Origin of the sequence: Levilinea saccharolytica (assembly GCF_001306035.1) — a bacterium.
GTDB lineage: Bacteria > Chloroflexota > Anaerolineae > Anaerolineales > Anaerolineaceae > Levilinea > Levilinea saccharolytica.
Genome location: NZ_LGCM01000035.1, coordinates 65303 through 78390 on the forward strand (window position 1 = coordinate 65303; position 13088 = coordinate 78390).

A 13088-nucleotide genomic window follows, 5' to 3' on the forward strand; every position below is an offset into this window, starting at 1 on the left:
TTGAAAGGGCTTGAAATGAAAGTCTTACTGATCAAAGATGTGTACAAACTGGGACACGCGGGCGACATTAAAAAGGTCGCGGACGGCTACGGCCGCAACTTCCTCATCCCCCAGGGTTTGGCTGTGCTCGCTACGCCGGGCGCCGTCAAACAGGTCGAACAGATCCGTGCTCAGGCCTCCGTTCGCCGCGCGCAGCTCAACAACGAAATGAGCGGCCTGGCCGAACAGGTCAAACGCATCACGCTGGCCTTCCCCGGCAAAGCGGGCGAAACCGGCAAACTCTACGGCTCGATCACCGGCCAGATGGTTGCGGATGCCCTCTCCACCCGCCTGGGCGTCACCATTGACCGCCGCCAGGTGGAAATGGAACCCATCCGCGCCCTGGGTGATCACAAAGCCCGCGTCCGCCTGACGATTGATGTCATTCCTGAGATCAAAATCGTCGTTCACCGCGAAGGCGAAACGGTTCAGTTCGATGAGCCCGTCGCCGAAAAGGTCGAGGCCCCGGCCGCAGAGGAAAGCGCGGAATAATTTCTTTCCGCTCGTCATGGATCATACCGGCCAGGTCAGCGAGAGCTGGCCGGCCGGTTTTCAATCTTAGGCGCATTGAGCATGAACAACTCCGTGGGTGAAAAGCTTCGCCAGATGCGGCAATCCAAAGGACTGTCATTGGAGCAGGTCTTTGAAGATACGCGCATCGCCCCAGCCTACCTCCGGGCTTTGGAAGAAGACCGCTGGGAAGACCTGCCTTCCCAGGTGCAGGGCAAAGGCTTTCTGCGCCTGTATGCGGGTTTCCTGGGCATTCCGGTTCAGCCCCTGCTCCAGGAAATGGAGATTCAATCTCAGCCGCCACAACCCACTGAGCCTGCTGCGCCCGCACCCATCGCGCCGGAGGCCACTTCTGCCGCCCCCGCGCCTACTGAAGAAACGCCAATCCCCAGCGAAACCACCAGCCCGCAGCCCAGGCCTGCGCTGCTTACTGCCCTGGCCGCGCGAGTACAGTCCTTGCGCAGCCGCCTTCCCCAAAAGATCGCCCTCCCCAAAATCACCCTGCCGCGCCGGCCGCAGCAGCAGCCTTCTGTTCCCACCCCACCGGTTGAACCCGCCAAGCAGCCCGCCTCCACTCCGCAGCCTGACTCCCCCGCTGCTTCCGTACCGGCCATCCCCCAGGGTTCTTCCGCCGAAGTCTTCCAATCCATCGGACAGTCGCTGCGACTCCAGCGTGAAAAATTGTCTCTCTCTCTCGCCGACGCTGAACGCTTCACCCATGTGCGCCTGCACTTCTTAGAAGCCCTGGAAAACGGCGACCTATCTTCTCTGCCCTCCCCGGTGCAGGGCCGCGGCATGCTCAATAATTACGCCCATTTCCTCGGGCTGGATTCAGAAAAACTCCTTAACCAGTTCGCCGAAGGCCTCCAGGTTCGCCGCGAGGAATTCGCCGCCCGCACCGCCCTCCCCACGGCCAAACCCCGCCCTCGCGCTGCTCAGGCTCCGGGCTGGCGCCGATTCCTGACCCCCGATGTATTCATCGGCGGCGCTGTCATTCTCATCCTACTCTCTCTGGCCATCTGGACCACAGCCAACATCACCGCCCGCTCCAGTGAGCGCGCCCGCACTGCCCTCCCAGGCGTGGGGGATGTGCTCCTCTTCACGGCCACTCCCTCGCTGACCCCCGATATGACCGAGGCGCTCACCCTCACCGTAGCTCCCCCGTCCGTTTTGGCGGGTGAAGGTAACGCTGTCATCCCAACCGCCCAGGCCGACCTGGAACTCACTACCCCCACACTGCCCGTCCTGGACGATCTCCCCCTGCAGGTGTACATCGTCGCCCGCCAGCGCGCCTTTGTCCGCGTCATCTCCGATAACCGCATACGCTTCAACGGGCGCGTCGCCCCGGGTAATGCCTACCCCTTTTCAGCCAAAGAAAAATTGGAACTGATCAGCGGAGATGCCTCTGCCATCCAGGTCTTTTATAATCAAAACGATCTCGGCACCCTGGGTGACAGCGGCGAGGTGGTGCGTCTGATCTTCAGCGCCGAAGGTGTGCTCACCCCCACCCCCGCCTTCACCTTCACCCCCACCCCCACCCTGCCGCCCACGGCCACCCTGGAGCCTTCGCCGACCGTTCCCACGGCCACGGTGACTCCCTTCATCCCTTAAAGGTACCTTGCTATGAAAAACGCCAAAAATTTTTATTTGGTCTCCCTCGGCTGCGCCAAAAACACCGTGGATTCCGAATCCATGGCCGCCCTGCTGGAAGATGCGGGTTACCGCGGCGTGGACCAGCCCAGCAAAGCCAGCATCCTCATTGTGAACACCTGTGGGTTTCTCAAGCCCGCCATCCAGGAATCGCTGGAAACCCTTCAGGGGCTGGCCCACCGTAAGCGCCCCGGACAGCTGCTCATCGCCACTGGCTGCCTCACCGAACGCTACCGCGACCGCGTGGCCCAGGAAGTCCCCGGGGTGGACGGCATTCTCGGCACGCGCCGCTGGATGGACATCGTGGATGTGATTCACACCCTGCGTGCCGAAAAACCGCCCGCCGTCCTCTATCACTTGCCCGATGCTCCCACAGTCGGCAAAGATGAACGCGGTGTGCTGCGCGCGGCCATTCAGGGCGGCAGCAGCTACCTGAAAATCGCCGACGGCTGCCGTCGGCCCTGTGCCTTTTGCGCCATACCTGCCATCAAAGGCACCGCTGTGTCCCGGCCGCCGGAAGTTATCCTGGATGAGGTTCGCATCTTACAGGACATGGGCTTACAGGAGATCATCCTCATCGCTCAGGACACCTCCGATTACGGTCACGATCTGGGCCTTCGAGACGGGCTGTCCGATCTGCTGCTGCGCATCACCCAGAGCGCCCCACGCATCCCCTGGCTGCGCATTTTATACACCTACCCCGGCTACGTCACTGACCGGCTGATCGAGGTCATGGCCTCGCAGCCCCAGGTGCTGCACTATCTGGATATGCCCCTCCAGCATGCCCACCCCGACACCTTGCGCCGTATGCGCCGCCCGGCCAATATGGAATGGGTGCATTCCACCCTGGCCAAAATCCGTACCGCCATGCCCGATGCGGCTTTGCGCACCACCTTTATCGTCGGCTACCCCGGCGAGACCGAAGCCGAGTTTCAAGCCTTGCTGGATTTTGTCAAAGAGGTTCACTTTGACCATATTGGCGCCTTCCCCTTCTTTATGGAAGCTGGCACAGCCTCCGAACCCCTGGGCGATACTGTCCCCGAAGAAGTCAAACAAGACCGTCTGCAGCGCCTGATGACCCTACAAGAGGGCATTTCCCTTGCCCGCAACCAGGCTCTCGTGGGACGCACCCTGGATATGCTCATCGAAGGCGCCCAGGACGGCATCTCCATCGGGCGTACCTACCGCGATGCACCGGAAATTGACGGGCTGGTTTTCGCCACCGGTGAAGCCCCCGTGGGACAGATTCTGCCGGTCAGGATCACAGGCGCCCTCACCCACGATCTCACTGCGGAATTCATCAGCACCAGCCGCCCACGCTGATCGTCACCACCCAGAATCAAAACAGCCGCCGGATGGCTATCGTCGGGCGGCTGTTCATTTTACGGAAGATCGCTCAGGACACTCTGGCCCAAGCCGTGAAGATTAAGACCAGTGCCGCCAGGATCAAGTTTGCCGCCATCAGGCGGTTTTCCCTCGCCAAAAGACGCTGGTAATCCTTCTCACTCACGCTTTTTCCCGCCGCCCGCAGCAGCGCAGTTCGCCGCAGCGCCGGGTACATAAACCAGGTCTGGTACACACCCACACCCACCATTCCACCAATGACCACATGTTTCAGCAGAATGGCGGTAGCCCACGGGCTGCCAATCGCTAAGAAGCCTTCGTACTGCGGGGCAGCGCTCATCTGAAACATGCCCGTGCCGATCAACACAAACAGGCTCAGCCAGCCAATTTGCTGCACGCGCGGCACGATTCCATCAAAGAAGGCCGCATAAGTTTCCGAGCTGAGGCGTTTACGCCCCACGGGGATAAAGATCACCGCCACAGAAATTAATGCACCCACCCAGGCGACGGTGGCAAACAGGTGCAGGCTGTATGCGGCCGTCATGGCCCAGGTGGGTGAATTCATTGGGTTCAGTTCCCCTTCAGCAGATGAGAGCCGACTAGACTCCGCCCTCCGTTGTGGGCGTGGGAGCTTCGGGGGTCTCTTCGGTCGGCACCGGAGTTTCCGGGGTCACCGGTGTGGTTTCCATCACCTCAGGCGTCTTAGTGGGAGGCTGCGGGGTCGAGGTGGGCGGCGAGCACAAAAGCTGTACAGCCGTCGCCGTCGGGCCCAGGTTGTTATCTTGGCTGATCGAGAGCGCGTTCAAATATTGATCGCGCGCCATGCAGTACTCACCCTTGGCCAGCAGTTGGTCGCCGTAGCGGATGGAAGCAATGCGGAAACGTTCCACCGCCGTCCAGCCTGAGCCGTCGCGCAAATTGGGAAGAGAGGGGTAGATTTGGCCAAAATATTCCAGCACCTTCACCCAGTCAATCTCCCAGAAACTTGCGCCCGACATATAAAAGCGCGCCCAATTGCGGTAGGAATCAGCTTCTTTATCAATCGGGCCAAAGTTTTCGGTCAGCGCCAGATCGTACATGCCGCCTTCCAAATTGCCCTGAGCGATGATTTTATCCACCCCGCGGAAGCGCAGCGCGATGTAATACAGGCCGTCCACATCCACCGCTCGGTAACTGATATCTTCTTTCCGCAGCGCATCCAGCGTGTTGATCGCGTTTTCCCATTCTTTATTCTGAATGAACTGCACCGCCTGGGCGTACAGTTCTTCAGCGCCGCGGTTATCCGGCGTGGGCGTCATGCTGATCGTGGGGGTGATTTCGGGGGTAGGGGTTTTCACCATCGCCACCGCCATCATCACTTCCGTCAATTTTTCCTGAGCGCCGGGGAACTTGGGGTCGATCGAAATGACGTACTCAAATCGGCGCTGTGCATTTTCCAATCGGCCGGCGTTTAAATCTTCCACACCCAGTTGATATTGGGTGGTTGCGATTAAGGCCACCTGGCTGGCCTGTTTGGCCTTACGGGCCTGAACGGCGGTGCCGTATCCCAAAAGGCCGCCCACCACGGTGGTCAGGATCACTAAGACAATACCGCCCAACACCCACAAACCCCGCCGGGGTTTGCGTGGAGGCGCTGGCGGCGCGATTGGCTGCGTATCATGTATGGGGGTAGGAACAGTTGGTTCAAGGTTGTCCATAGTCATGGGCCTAATTATACTCTAGACTGATCACATTTTTAGCAGGATGCGAATTTCCCGCCAAATCACCGGAAGGGCTGCGGCTCCACCAGCGGCCATGCTGGCCGCGCCCACCAACAGCGGGGAAAGCCCTCCGGCTGCTGCCTGCACCGCCAAAACAACGCCCCCGCTCACCAGCCCCGCCGCCAGGCTGCGCCAGGGGGTAGTACCCAGCTGCACCGGGGTCAATATCCGCAGGTCTTCCGCTGCCGCCCCGTCTTTCGTGCGGAACCGACTGCGGATCCAGCGCACAATCCCCACTGGCGGCCTTCCCAGCAGCACCAACAGCAGCACCGCCTGCACCGTGAAGGCCACAGAATCGGTCAGGCTGATGCCAGCCGGGCCGAGAGGCCGGTAGAGCTGGCTGCCCAGGGCAATGTAAATCGTTACATTCACCACCGCCCCCAACAATGGGGTCAAAGCGTCCTGCTGGGCATAGAAGGAGCGCGCCGCAACTTCCAGCAGTGAGTGCCCGATCAGGCCCAGCAAAAACCCGCGCGTCGCCCACATCAGCAAATCGGTTCCGGCCGCGTCAAACCCAAAGGCAGCCGCCACCAAAGGACGGAGTCCCAATCCTAAAACCACCGCCACGGGTACGGTCAGGGCCGTCAGCACCTGCACCGCACGCGACAGGGTCTGCTCAAATTGTAGACGTTCTTTGCGCGCCACTTGTTCCGCCAATGTGGGCAGCAGAGCTGTGCCGATGGCCGTTCCAATCAACGTCTCCGGCAATTGCTGGATCATCCAACCGTAGGTCAGGGCCGTCACTGCCCCCGCTGCCAGGCGCGAAGCCAAATTATCGCGCACCAGGAAAATCAGCTGCACCAGGAACACGCTGAGCAGCCGCGGCCCCATCACGCGCAGCACCTTCTGCACCTCTGCGGTGCGCAGGCCCAGCCCGAAGCTCCATTGAAAGCGGTAGCGGATCAGGCCGGGGATCTGAATGGCCAGATGCAGGATGGCGCCCAGGATCACGCCGTACACCAGTCCATACACCCCCAGCCCCATCGCGGGCAAGGTGACCCCCCCCAATTGGTAGCCTTTCTCCGGCGAAAGCACCAGCGCGCCGAAGATTTGGCCCAGGTTGTACAGCAGTGGGGCCATCGCCGGCAGCAGGAAATGCTGGTTGGCTTGCAGCCCTGCCATTACCAGCCCGCTGATCGAGAAAATCAGCGTGGCAACCAGGTTCAGGCGCATCAAGGTGATCACCAGGGCCTGCTGTTCGCCGCCAAAGCCAGGGGCAATCCCCAGTTCCCATTCCACCATCGGCCGCGCCGCTGCAAACACCACCAGCCCCAGCCCCGCCGTCACCAGAAACGCCAGATTGGCTACGTTGGAAAAAACCCGCCAGGTGGCCTCACGTCCCTGCCGTGTGAGCACTTCAGTCAGCACCGGGATGAAGGCGATGGCCAGCGCCCCGCCGGAGATCAGCGCAAACAGCAGATCCGGCACGTTGTTGGCTACGTTGAAAGCGTCCAATTCCGGCGACAGGCCAAACTGTCGGGCAATCACCACCTGACGCAGAATCGCCACGGCTTTATCCGCCGCGAAGAAAAACGCCAATAGCAGAGAGGTGCGGGTAAGGTGTGTCATCGAGTCCCAAATATAGCATAACCCCACCTTTCCTGCCAGGACAGTCTCATCCAATATCCGTCCGCCCCGGCTGCGTCTCAAGCCGGGTTATAATCTAGGTGTACTTCTCATTCTTCTGGAAAGGATCCTCCGCATGCCCGCTGCCATCGGCACCTTATCGATTGTTGCCACGCCTATTGGGAATTATCAGGATATCACCCTGCGCGCCCTGGAAGTGCTCAAGGCGGCGGACTGCATCATCTGTGAAGAGCTGCGCGAGGGCAGCACCCTGCTGAAAAAGCTCAACTTGCCCCCCAAGCCCCTCATCACCCTCAACGAGCACAACGAAAAACAGCAGATCGCCGATATTGCCGTGCGGCTGGCCCAGGGTCAGCAGTTGGCCTTGGTGTCAGATTGCGGCACGCCGGTCTTCGCCGACCCAGGCGCAGCCCTCATTCGTGAAATCAGCGAAATGGGCTTTCCCGTCACCCCTATCCCTGGCCCGTCCTCGTTGATGGCCGCCTTTTCCATCCTGGATTTCAAACTGGAACGCTACTTCTTCGCGGGGTTCCTCCCGCGCGACCCGCAGACCCGCCAGGCCGAGCTGCTGCGCCTGCGCGCCATGCGTGTGCCGGTGGTGCTCATGGACACCCCCTACCGCCTGGACCGCCTGCTGGATGAGGTTGCCCGCGCCTTTGGCAAAGGCCACCCCCTTACCCTGGCCTGCGACCTGACCCTGCCCACCGAGCAAATTTTCCGCGGGCCGGCAGCCGAAGTGCGTCAGGCCGTCAACGGCCGCAAAGCCGAGTTCATTTTGATCCTGCATGAGTCGTCTTCCCCCGGCCCCCGCACCCCCCAGCGTGACCGCCCGCCCCGCTAGCCTCGCGCCAGATGTCGTGGCCTGCCGCCGTTTTTTTAGCGGCACGGCGATCTCTACCTCGCCATGTCATCGCGACCACCGAAAACCGGTGGCCTGGCCGCCGTTTTTTGGCGGCGTGGCGTTCACCACTTCACCATGTCATCGCGAGCCCCCCCCCGTTCTTTGGGGGGCGTGGCGATCTCCGCGCCAATCAATAATCACTCGATTGTAAAGAACTGGCCTAGCCCCCGCCTTTTAGGGGTGCAGCGATCTCCGCTTCACCCTGTCATCGCGACCACCGAAAACCGGTGGCCTAGCCGCCGCACTTTGGCGGCGTGGCGTTCACCACTTCACCATGTCATCGCGACCACCGAAAACCGGTGGCCTAGCCGCCGCACTTTGGCGGCGTGGTGATCTCTACGCCAATCTTCTAATTACCCAAAAAGAAAACGACCCTTCTCAGGGTCCTCATTGTGCCCCAACGAGATTCGAACTCGCGTTTTGGTCCCTCGTCTCTCGATGAGATTGAAAGGGCTAATAAAAAACGACCCACTTCTGGGTCGTTTGTGTGCCTCCAGCGAGATTCGAACTCGCGTTTGGGTCCCTCGTCTCTCAATGAGATTGAAAGCGCTAATAAAAAACGACCCACTTCTGGGTCGTTCTTGTGCCTCCAGCGAGATTCGAACTCGCGTTTTGGTCCCGCGTCTCTCGATGAGATTGAAAGGGCTAATAAAAAACGACCCTTCTCAGAGTCGTTTTAGTGCCTCCAGCGAGATTCGAACTCGCGTTTTGGTCCCTCGTCTCTCAATGAGATTGAAAGGGCTATATTCCCCAAGAAAAAACAGCCCTAATTGGGCTGTTTGTGTGCCTCCAGCGAGATTCGAACTCGCGTTTTGGTCCCTCGTCTCTCAATGAGATTGAAAGGGCTATATTCCCCAAGAAAAAACAGCCCTAATTGGGCTGTTTGTGTGCCTCCAGCGAGATTCGAACTCGCGTTTTAGCCTTGAAAGGGCTGCGTCCTGGTCCCCTAGACGATGGAGGCTTGATTGCGAGCAAGATTTTATCACGGCTCCCCCAAAGGGTCAAGCCATTGCGAAAAAATTCGTCAAATTGCTTTTCCCCTCAGGCAGAAACCTCCACCTTCTGAATGCACTCCGCCGTATCCACGCCGGCCCGGTTCACCAACCGTGACACCGCATAGGCCGTCATCTCCTCCGCCGGGTACGGGCGCAGCAAAGCCTCCAACCCCGCGCGTGAATCCCCATGCAGCCACCCGCCCATGGCCTCACCGCGCAGCAGCACCGGCATACGATTGTGATACTGTGCCAGCAGCGTATTCGGCGCACAGGTCAAAATCGTGCAGCTCAGCAGCGGCTCGGCAGCCCCCTCCGGCTGCCAGCGTTCCCACAGCCCCGCGAAGGCGAACGGACGCCCGTCTCGCATCCGGAAATAATACGGCTGGCGCGGCCCTTTCTGCCCCACTTCTTGTTTCCACTCGAAAAAGCCGTCCGCAGGGATCAAGCACCGCTGTGCTTGAAACGCCCGCCGGAAGGAAGGTTTCTCCGCCGCCGTCTCCGCCCGCGCGTTGATCAGCTGGCTGCCTACGCTGGGGTCTTTGGCCCAAAACGGCACCAACCCCCACCGCATCCATTCCACCAACCGGCGCGGCCCCTCGCGAATCACCCCCACCATCTGAGTGGGCGCCACGTTGTAGCGCGGCTTCCAATCCGGGGGAGCGCTCTCCAAATCAAACGCCATCTGCAGGCTGTCTGCATCAATGGTGATCGTAAATCGTCCGCACATCTTCGCCTCTCCCTTCCTGATCCGAACCGCGCCCCCTGTCTGGATTGTAGCACAGCCCATCACCCGAAAGACCATCCGATCTCCATAAGGCGAGTATAATTACCATCATCCCATACAGAGAGGACCTCCCATGCCCAATCCCCTCGTTGAATGTATCCCCAACTTCTCCGAAGCCCGACGCCCCGAGATCGTGGACCGCATCGTCGCTGCCATTCAGGCCGTGCCCGGCATCCACCTGCTCGACCGCCATTCCGACCTGGACCACAACCGCACCGTCATCACCTTTGTCGGCGCACCCCAGGCCGTGGAAAAAGCCGCTTTCGATTCCATCGCCGAAGCCTCCAAATGGATTGACCTCAACCAGCATCAGGGCGAACACCCCCGCATCGGCGCCACCGATGTAGTCCCCTTCGTGCCCATCAGCGATATCACCATGGCCGAGTGTGTCGAAATGGCCCGCCGCCTGGCACAAAAAGTCAGCTCTGAGCTAAAAATCCCCACCTATCTCTACGAAGAAGCCGCTTCCCGCCCCGACCGGCAAAATCTGGAAAACATCCGCCGCGGGCAATTTGAAGGTCTTAAAGCTGAGATTCAAACCAACCCCGACCGCGCCCCCGATTTCGGCCCCAGCTTTTTAGGCCCTGCCGGAGCCACCGTCATCGGCGCGCGCCAACCCCTCATCGCCTTCAACGCTTACCTCACTACCAATGACGTTTCCATCGCCCAGAAGATCGCTAAAGCCATCCGCCACTCATCCGGCGGGCTGCGCTACGTCAAAGCCATGGGGGTATTGGTGGAGGGTATGGCGCAGGTCTCCATGAACCTCACCAATTTCCGCCAGACGCCCATCGCGCGCGTGGTGGAAATGATCCGCCGCGAGGCAGCCCGCTACGGCGTGGGCATCCGCCACACGGAACTGGTCGGCCTCATTCCTCAAGAAGCCCTGACCCACGCCGCCCAGTGGTATCTCCAGCTGGATCAATTTGAATACGACCAGATTTTGGAAAGCCGCGTTATGGAAAGCGCCCAGCAGCCCACCGCGCCTGATTTCATTGAAGCCCTGGCCGCGGCCACGCCCACCCCGGGCGGGGGTTCCGCCGCCGCCCACACCGCCGCTGCCGCCGCGGCCCTGGCGGGCATGGTCGCCCGCTTAACCCTGGGCAAGAAGAAATACGCCGATGTCACCCCTCAAATGGAAGCCATCGCCGCCTCAGCAGACAGCCTGCGCCAGGAATTGATCACGGCCGTTGCTGAAGACTCGGCCGCCTTTGAAGACATCTTGGCCGCCTTCCGCCTGCCCAAAGATACCCCTGAGCAGGCAGCCGCCCGCGATGCGGCCGTTGAAGCCGCCACTTTCCACGCCTCCGCCGTGCCGCTGCGCGTGGCCGCCCGCGCGGTGCAGGTCATGGATCTCAACCTCCAGGCCGCCACCCTGGGCAACCTCAACGCCATCAGCGACGCAGCCAGCGGCGTCTTCTTGGGTAACGCCGCCTTTGCCAGCGCCGGCCTGAACGTGCGCATCAACCTGCAAAACGTCAAAGATCAGGCCCAGGCTGCCACCATGCTCACGAAATTGTCTGCTCTGCAGCAAAAAGCCGCTGCCGTCGAATCCTCACTTTTATCCGTACTCAAGGAACGCGCCAATCTGGGCTGACGCACCACCGCCTATGTTCAAACCCTTCTTATCTGTAAAACTGTGGGGAATCCTCGCGCTGCTCGCTCTGGCGAGCAGCGCCTGTTCTGCCGCGCCCCAAACTGCGGCAGCCTCTGGCCCCACCGCCGCCCGGCCAACATTCATTTCAGGAAGGGGACCCCACCATGGATTTAAACTGCGACCTTGGAGAAAGCTTCGGAGCCTATCAAATCGGCAGCGACGAAGCCATGATGCCGTTGATCACCTCGGCCAACATCGCCTGCGGCCTGCACGCGGGCGACCCCGTGGTCATGCAGCGCACCGTGCAGTTGGCCGCCCAGCAGGGCGTGCGCATTGGGGCGCACCCCGGCTACCCCGACCTGCAAGGCTTTGGCCGCCGCAACCTGGACCTCACCCTGGAAGAAGCCGCCGCCTTCACCCTCTACCAGTTGGGGGCGCTGTCGGCCTTTGCCCGTCTGGTGGGGGCAGAATTGACCCATGTCAAACCCCACGGCGCGCTGTATAACCAGGCCGCCCGCGACGCCTCTTTGGCCTCGGTCATCGCCCGCGCCACCGCCAAATTCAGCCGCTCGCTGGTGCTGGTGGGGCTGGCCGGTTCACGCCTGCTCAGCGCCGGTCTGGACGCGGGCCTGCGCGTGGCGGGCGAGGGCTTTCCCGACCGGGCCTACGAGCCGGACGGCAGCCTGCGTTCGCGGCGCCTGCCGGGGGCCCTTCTGGAAGACCCCGCCGACATCGCCGCCCAGGCCATCCGCCTGGCGCGCGAAGGGGTGCGCGTGGAAACCGGCGGCGAACCGCGCTTTTGGATGGTGGAAACTCTGTGTCTGCACGGAGACCATCCCCGCGCCGTGGAAAATGCCCGCGTGGTGCGCGCCGCCCTCAAACAGGCCGGGGTCTTGATTCAGCCCCTGTCTTAACCCCCAATTTCGCTCATCGTGCGGTTAAGGGCCACCTCCCCCTGGGCCAGTCCGTGGCCCCAGGGCTTGTGCCATACCCCGTCCAGAATCAACTGGCGCAGTTCGTCTATGCCCGCCCCCGCGCGCAGCGGGGTGAGCAGATCCACCTCTTTTTCCCGCAGCAAACACAGCCGCAGCTTGCCGTCCGCGGTCAGCCGCGCCCGCGTGCAGGCCGCGCAAAATGGCGCGCTGACCGACGAGATAAAGCCCACCTGCCCGGCCGCCCCCCGCAGGCGAAAAATGCGCGCCTCTCCATCCAGCTGACCGTCGTTCTCCGGCTGCAAAGGCCCGTGAACGGCCTCAATCCGCGCCATGATCTCCTCGGCGCGCACCACATGGTTCAATTGGGTGTCCGTCTCCCCCGCAAAGGGCATCATCTCAATAAAGCGCACCTGCCAGGGGTGCTCCAGGGTCAGGCCCGCCAAATCGGCGGTGTCCGCCTCGTTGTACCCGCGCACCACCACCGCATTCAGCTTCAGCGGAGTCAGCCCGGCCCGCTCCGCCGCCAAAATCCCCTCCCACACTTGATCGAAGGATCCCCAGCGGGTCAGCTGGCGAAAACGCTGCGGGTTGAGGGTGTCCAGGCTGATGTTCACGCGCTGCAGCCCGGCGGCCTTCAGCGGCTGGGCCAGTTTGCCCAGCAGCACCCCGTTGGTGGTCATGCTCACCGCGCGAATACCCGGGGTGGCGGTGATGGCCTGCACCAGGGGCACAATCTGGGCGCGCACGGTCGGCTCGCCGCCGGTCAGGCGCAGCTTGTCGAAACCCAGGCTGGCGAACAGGCGCACCAGCAGCAAAAGCTCGTCATCCTGCAGCATTTCGGCGTTGGGGCGAAAGGTCATATCCTCCGGCATGCAGTAGCGGCAGCGCAGGTTGCAGTGGTCGGTCAGGCTGATGCGGAGGTAATGGATATGGCGGCCAAAACGGTCAAAGGACATGAGCGCCTCGATATATTCAGAGTTAATTAC

At 61.4% G+C, this 13088-nt stretch carries 11 protein-coding genes and 1 tRNA gene; 6 read left to right on the forward strand and 6 right to left on the reverse strand.

Annotated elements, in window-relative coordinates:
• The first annotated feature begins 15 nt into the window (after positions 1 to 15).
• The 3 genes from rplI (at position 16) to rimO (ending at position 3522) form a co-directional block, all read left to right on the forward strand.
• Complete coding sequence (gene rplI, locus ADN01_RS09510) at positions 16 to 531, forward strand: 50S ribosomal protein L9 (protein WP_062418294.1); 516 nt, start codon at positions 16 to 18, stop codon at positions 529 to 531.
• Between the two features lie 81 nt (positions 532 to 612).
• The gene (locus ADN01_RS09515) at positions 613 to 2160 is read left to right on the forward strand and encodes a helix-turn-helix domain-containing protein (RefSeq protein ID WP_075071098.1); all 1548 of its coding nucleotides are present in this window, start codon (positions 613 to 615) and stop codon (positions 2158 to 2160) included.
• A 12-nt stretch (positions 2161 to 2172) separates the two neighbouring features.
• The gene (rimO, locus tag ADN01_RS09520) at positions 2173 to 3522 is read left to right on the forward strand and encodes a 30S ribosomal protein S12 methylthiotransferase RimO (RefSeq protein ID WP_062418292.1); all 1350 of its coding nucleotides are present in this window, start codon (positions 2173 to 2175) and stop codon (positions 3520 to 3522) included.
• 73 nt (positions 3523 to 3595) lie between these two features.
• On the opposite strand, the gene ADN01_RS09525 is transcribed toward rimO, so the two are convergent.
• The 3 genes from ADN01_RS09525 to murJ all read right to left on the reverse strand — a co-directional run bounded on the left by ADN01_RS09525 (position 3596) and on the right by murJ (position 6872).
• Positions 3596 to 4108 carry a CopD family protein gene (locus tag ADN01_RS09525; protein WP_062418291.1) on the reverse strand — a complete coding sequence of 171 codons (513 nt, stop codon included), beginning with the start codon at positions 4106 to 4108 and terminating at the stop codon, positions 3596 to 3598.
• A gap of 34 nt (positions 4109 to 4142) precedes the next feature.
• A complete protein-coding gene (locus tag ADN01_RS09530; protein ID WP_147239042.1) occupies positions 4143 to 5123 on the reverse strand; it encodes a hypothetical protein in 981 nt (326 codons plus the stop codon).
• Positions 5124 to 5270: 147 nt separating this feature from the next.
• Positions 5271 to 6872, reverse strand: a complete 1602-nt coding sequence (murJ, locus tag ADN01_RS09535) for a murein biosynthesis integral membrane protein MurJ (RefSeq protein WP_062418289.1) — start codon at positions 6870 to 6872, stop codon at positions 5271 to 5273.
• Positions 6873 to 7005: 133 nt separating this feature from the next.
• Between murJ and ADN01_RS09540 the strand changes: the two genes are divergently transcribed.
• The gene (locus ADN01_RS09540; RefSeq protein WP_062418288.1) at positions 7006 to 7731 is read left to right on the forward strand and encodes an SAM-dependent methyltransferase; all 726 of its coding nucleotides are present in this window, start codon (positions 7006 to 7008) and stop codon (positions 7729 to 7731) included.
• 948 nt (positions 7732 to 8679) lie between these two features.
• Here the strand turns inward: ADN01_RS09540 and ADN01_RS09545 are convergent.
• A tRNA-Glu gene (locus ADN01_RS09545) sits at positions 8680 to 8752 on the reverse strand.
• An 80-nt stretch (positions 8753 to 8832) separates the two neighbouring features.
• A complete protein-coding gene (locus ADN01_RS09550; RefSeq protein ID WP_062418287.1) occupies positions 8833 to 9513 on the reverse strand; it encodes an SOS response-associated peptidase in 681 nt (226 codons plus the stop codon).
• Positions 9514 to 9643: 130 nt separating this feature from the next.
• Between ADN01_RS09550 and ftcD the strand changes: the two genes are divergently transcribed.
• Both ftcD and ADN01_RS09560 read left to right on the forward strand, forming a co-directional pair.
• Positions 9644 to 11167, forward strand: a complete 1524-nt coding sequence (gene ftcD / locus ADN01_RS09555) for a glutamate formimidoyltransferase (protein ID WP_075071099.1) — start codon at positions 9644 to 9646, stop codon at positions 11165 to 11167.
• Positions 11168 to 11331: 164 nt separating this feature from the next.
• Positions 11332 to 12081, forward strand: coding sequence for a LamB/YcsF family protein (locus ADN01_RS09560; protein ID WP_062419664.1), 750 nt, complete (start codon positions 11332 to 11334; stop codon positions 12079 to 12081).
• On the opposite strand, the gene moaA is transcribed toward ADN01_RS09560, so the two are convergent.
• A complete protein-coding gene (gene moaA, locus ADN01_RS09565; protein ID WP_062419665.1) occupies positions 12078 to 13058 on the reverse strand; it encodes a GTP 3',8-cyclase MoaA in 981 nt (326 codons plus the stop codon). The two genes, ADN01_RS09560 and moaA, sit on opposite strands and share 4 nt — an antisense overlap.
• Positions 13059 to 13088 lie beyond the last annotated feature (30 nt).

Bases quoted from the DNA above. Each gene is read 5' to 3' on its own strand.
- rplI (WP_062418294.1), top strand. From the start codon at position 16: ATGAAAGTCTTACTGATCAAAGATGTGTACAAACTGGGACACGCGGGC.
- ADN01_RS09515 (WP_075071098.1), top strand. From the start codon at position 613: ATGAACAACTCCGTGGGTGAAAAGCTTCGCCAGATGCGGCAATCCAAA.
- rimO (WP_062418292.1), top strand. From the start codon at position 2,173: ATGAAAAACGCCAAAAATTTTTATTTGGTCTCCCTCGGCTGCGCCAAA.
- ADN01_RS09525 (WP_062418291.1), bottom strand. From the start codon at position 4,108: ATGAATTCACCCACCTGGGCCATGACGGCCGCATACAGCCTGCACCTG.
- murJ (WP_062418289.1), bottom strand. From the start codon at position 6,872: ATGACACACCTTACCCGCACCTCTCTGCTATTGGCGTTTTTCTTCGCG.
- ADN01_RS09540 (WP_062418288.1), top strand. From the start codon at position 7,006: ATGCCCGCTGCCATCGGCACCTTATCGATTGTTGCCACGCCTATTGGG.
- ADN01_RS09550 (WP_062418287.1), bottom strand. From the start codon at position 9,513: ATGTGCGGACGATTTACGATCACCATTGATGCAGACAGCCTGCAGATG.
- ftcD (WP_075071099.1), top strand. From the start codon at position 9,644: ATGCCCAATCCCCTCGTTGAATGTATCCCCAACTTCTCCGAAGCCCGA.
- ADN01_RS09560 (WP_062419664.1), top strand. From the start codon at position 11,332: ATGGATTTAAACTGCGACCTTGGAGAAAGCTTCGGAGCCTATCAAATC.
- moaA (WP_062419665.1), bottom strand. From the start codon at position 13,058: ATGTCCTTTGACCGTTTTGGCCGCCATATCCATTACCTCCGCATCAGC.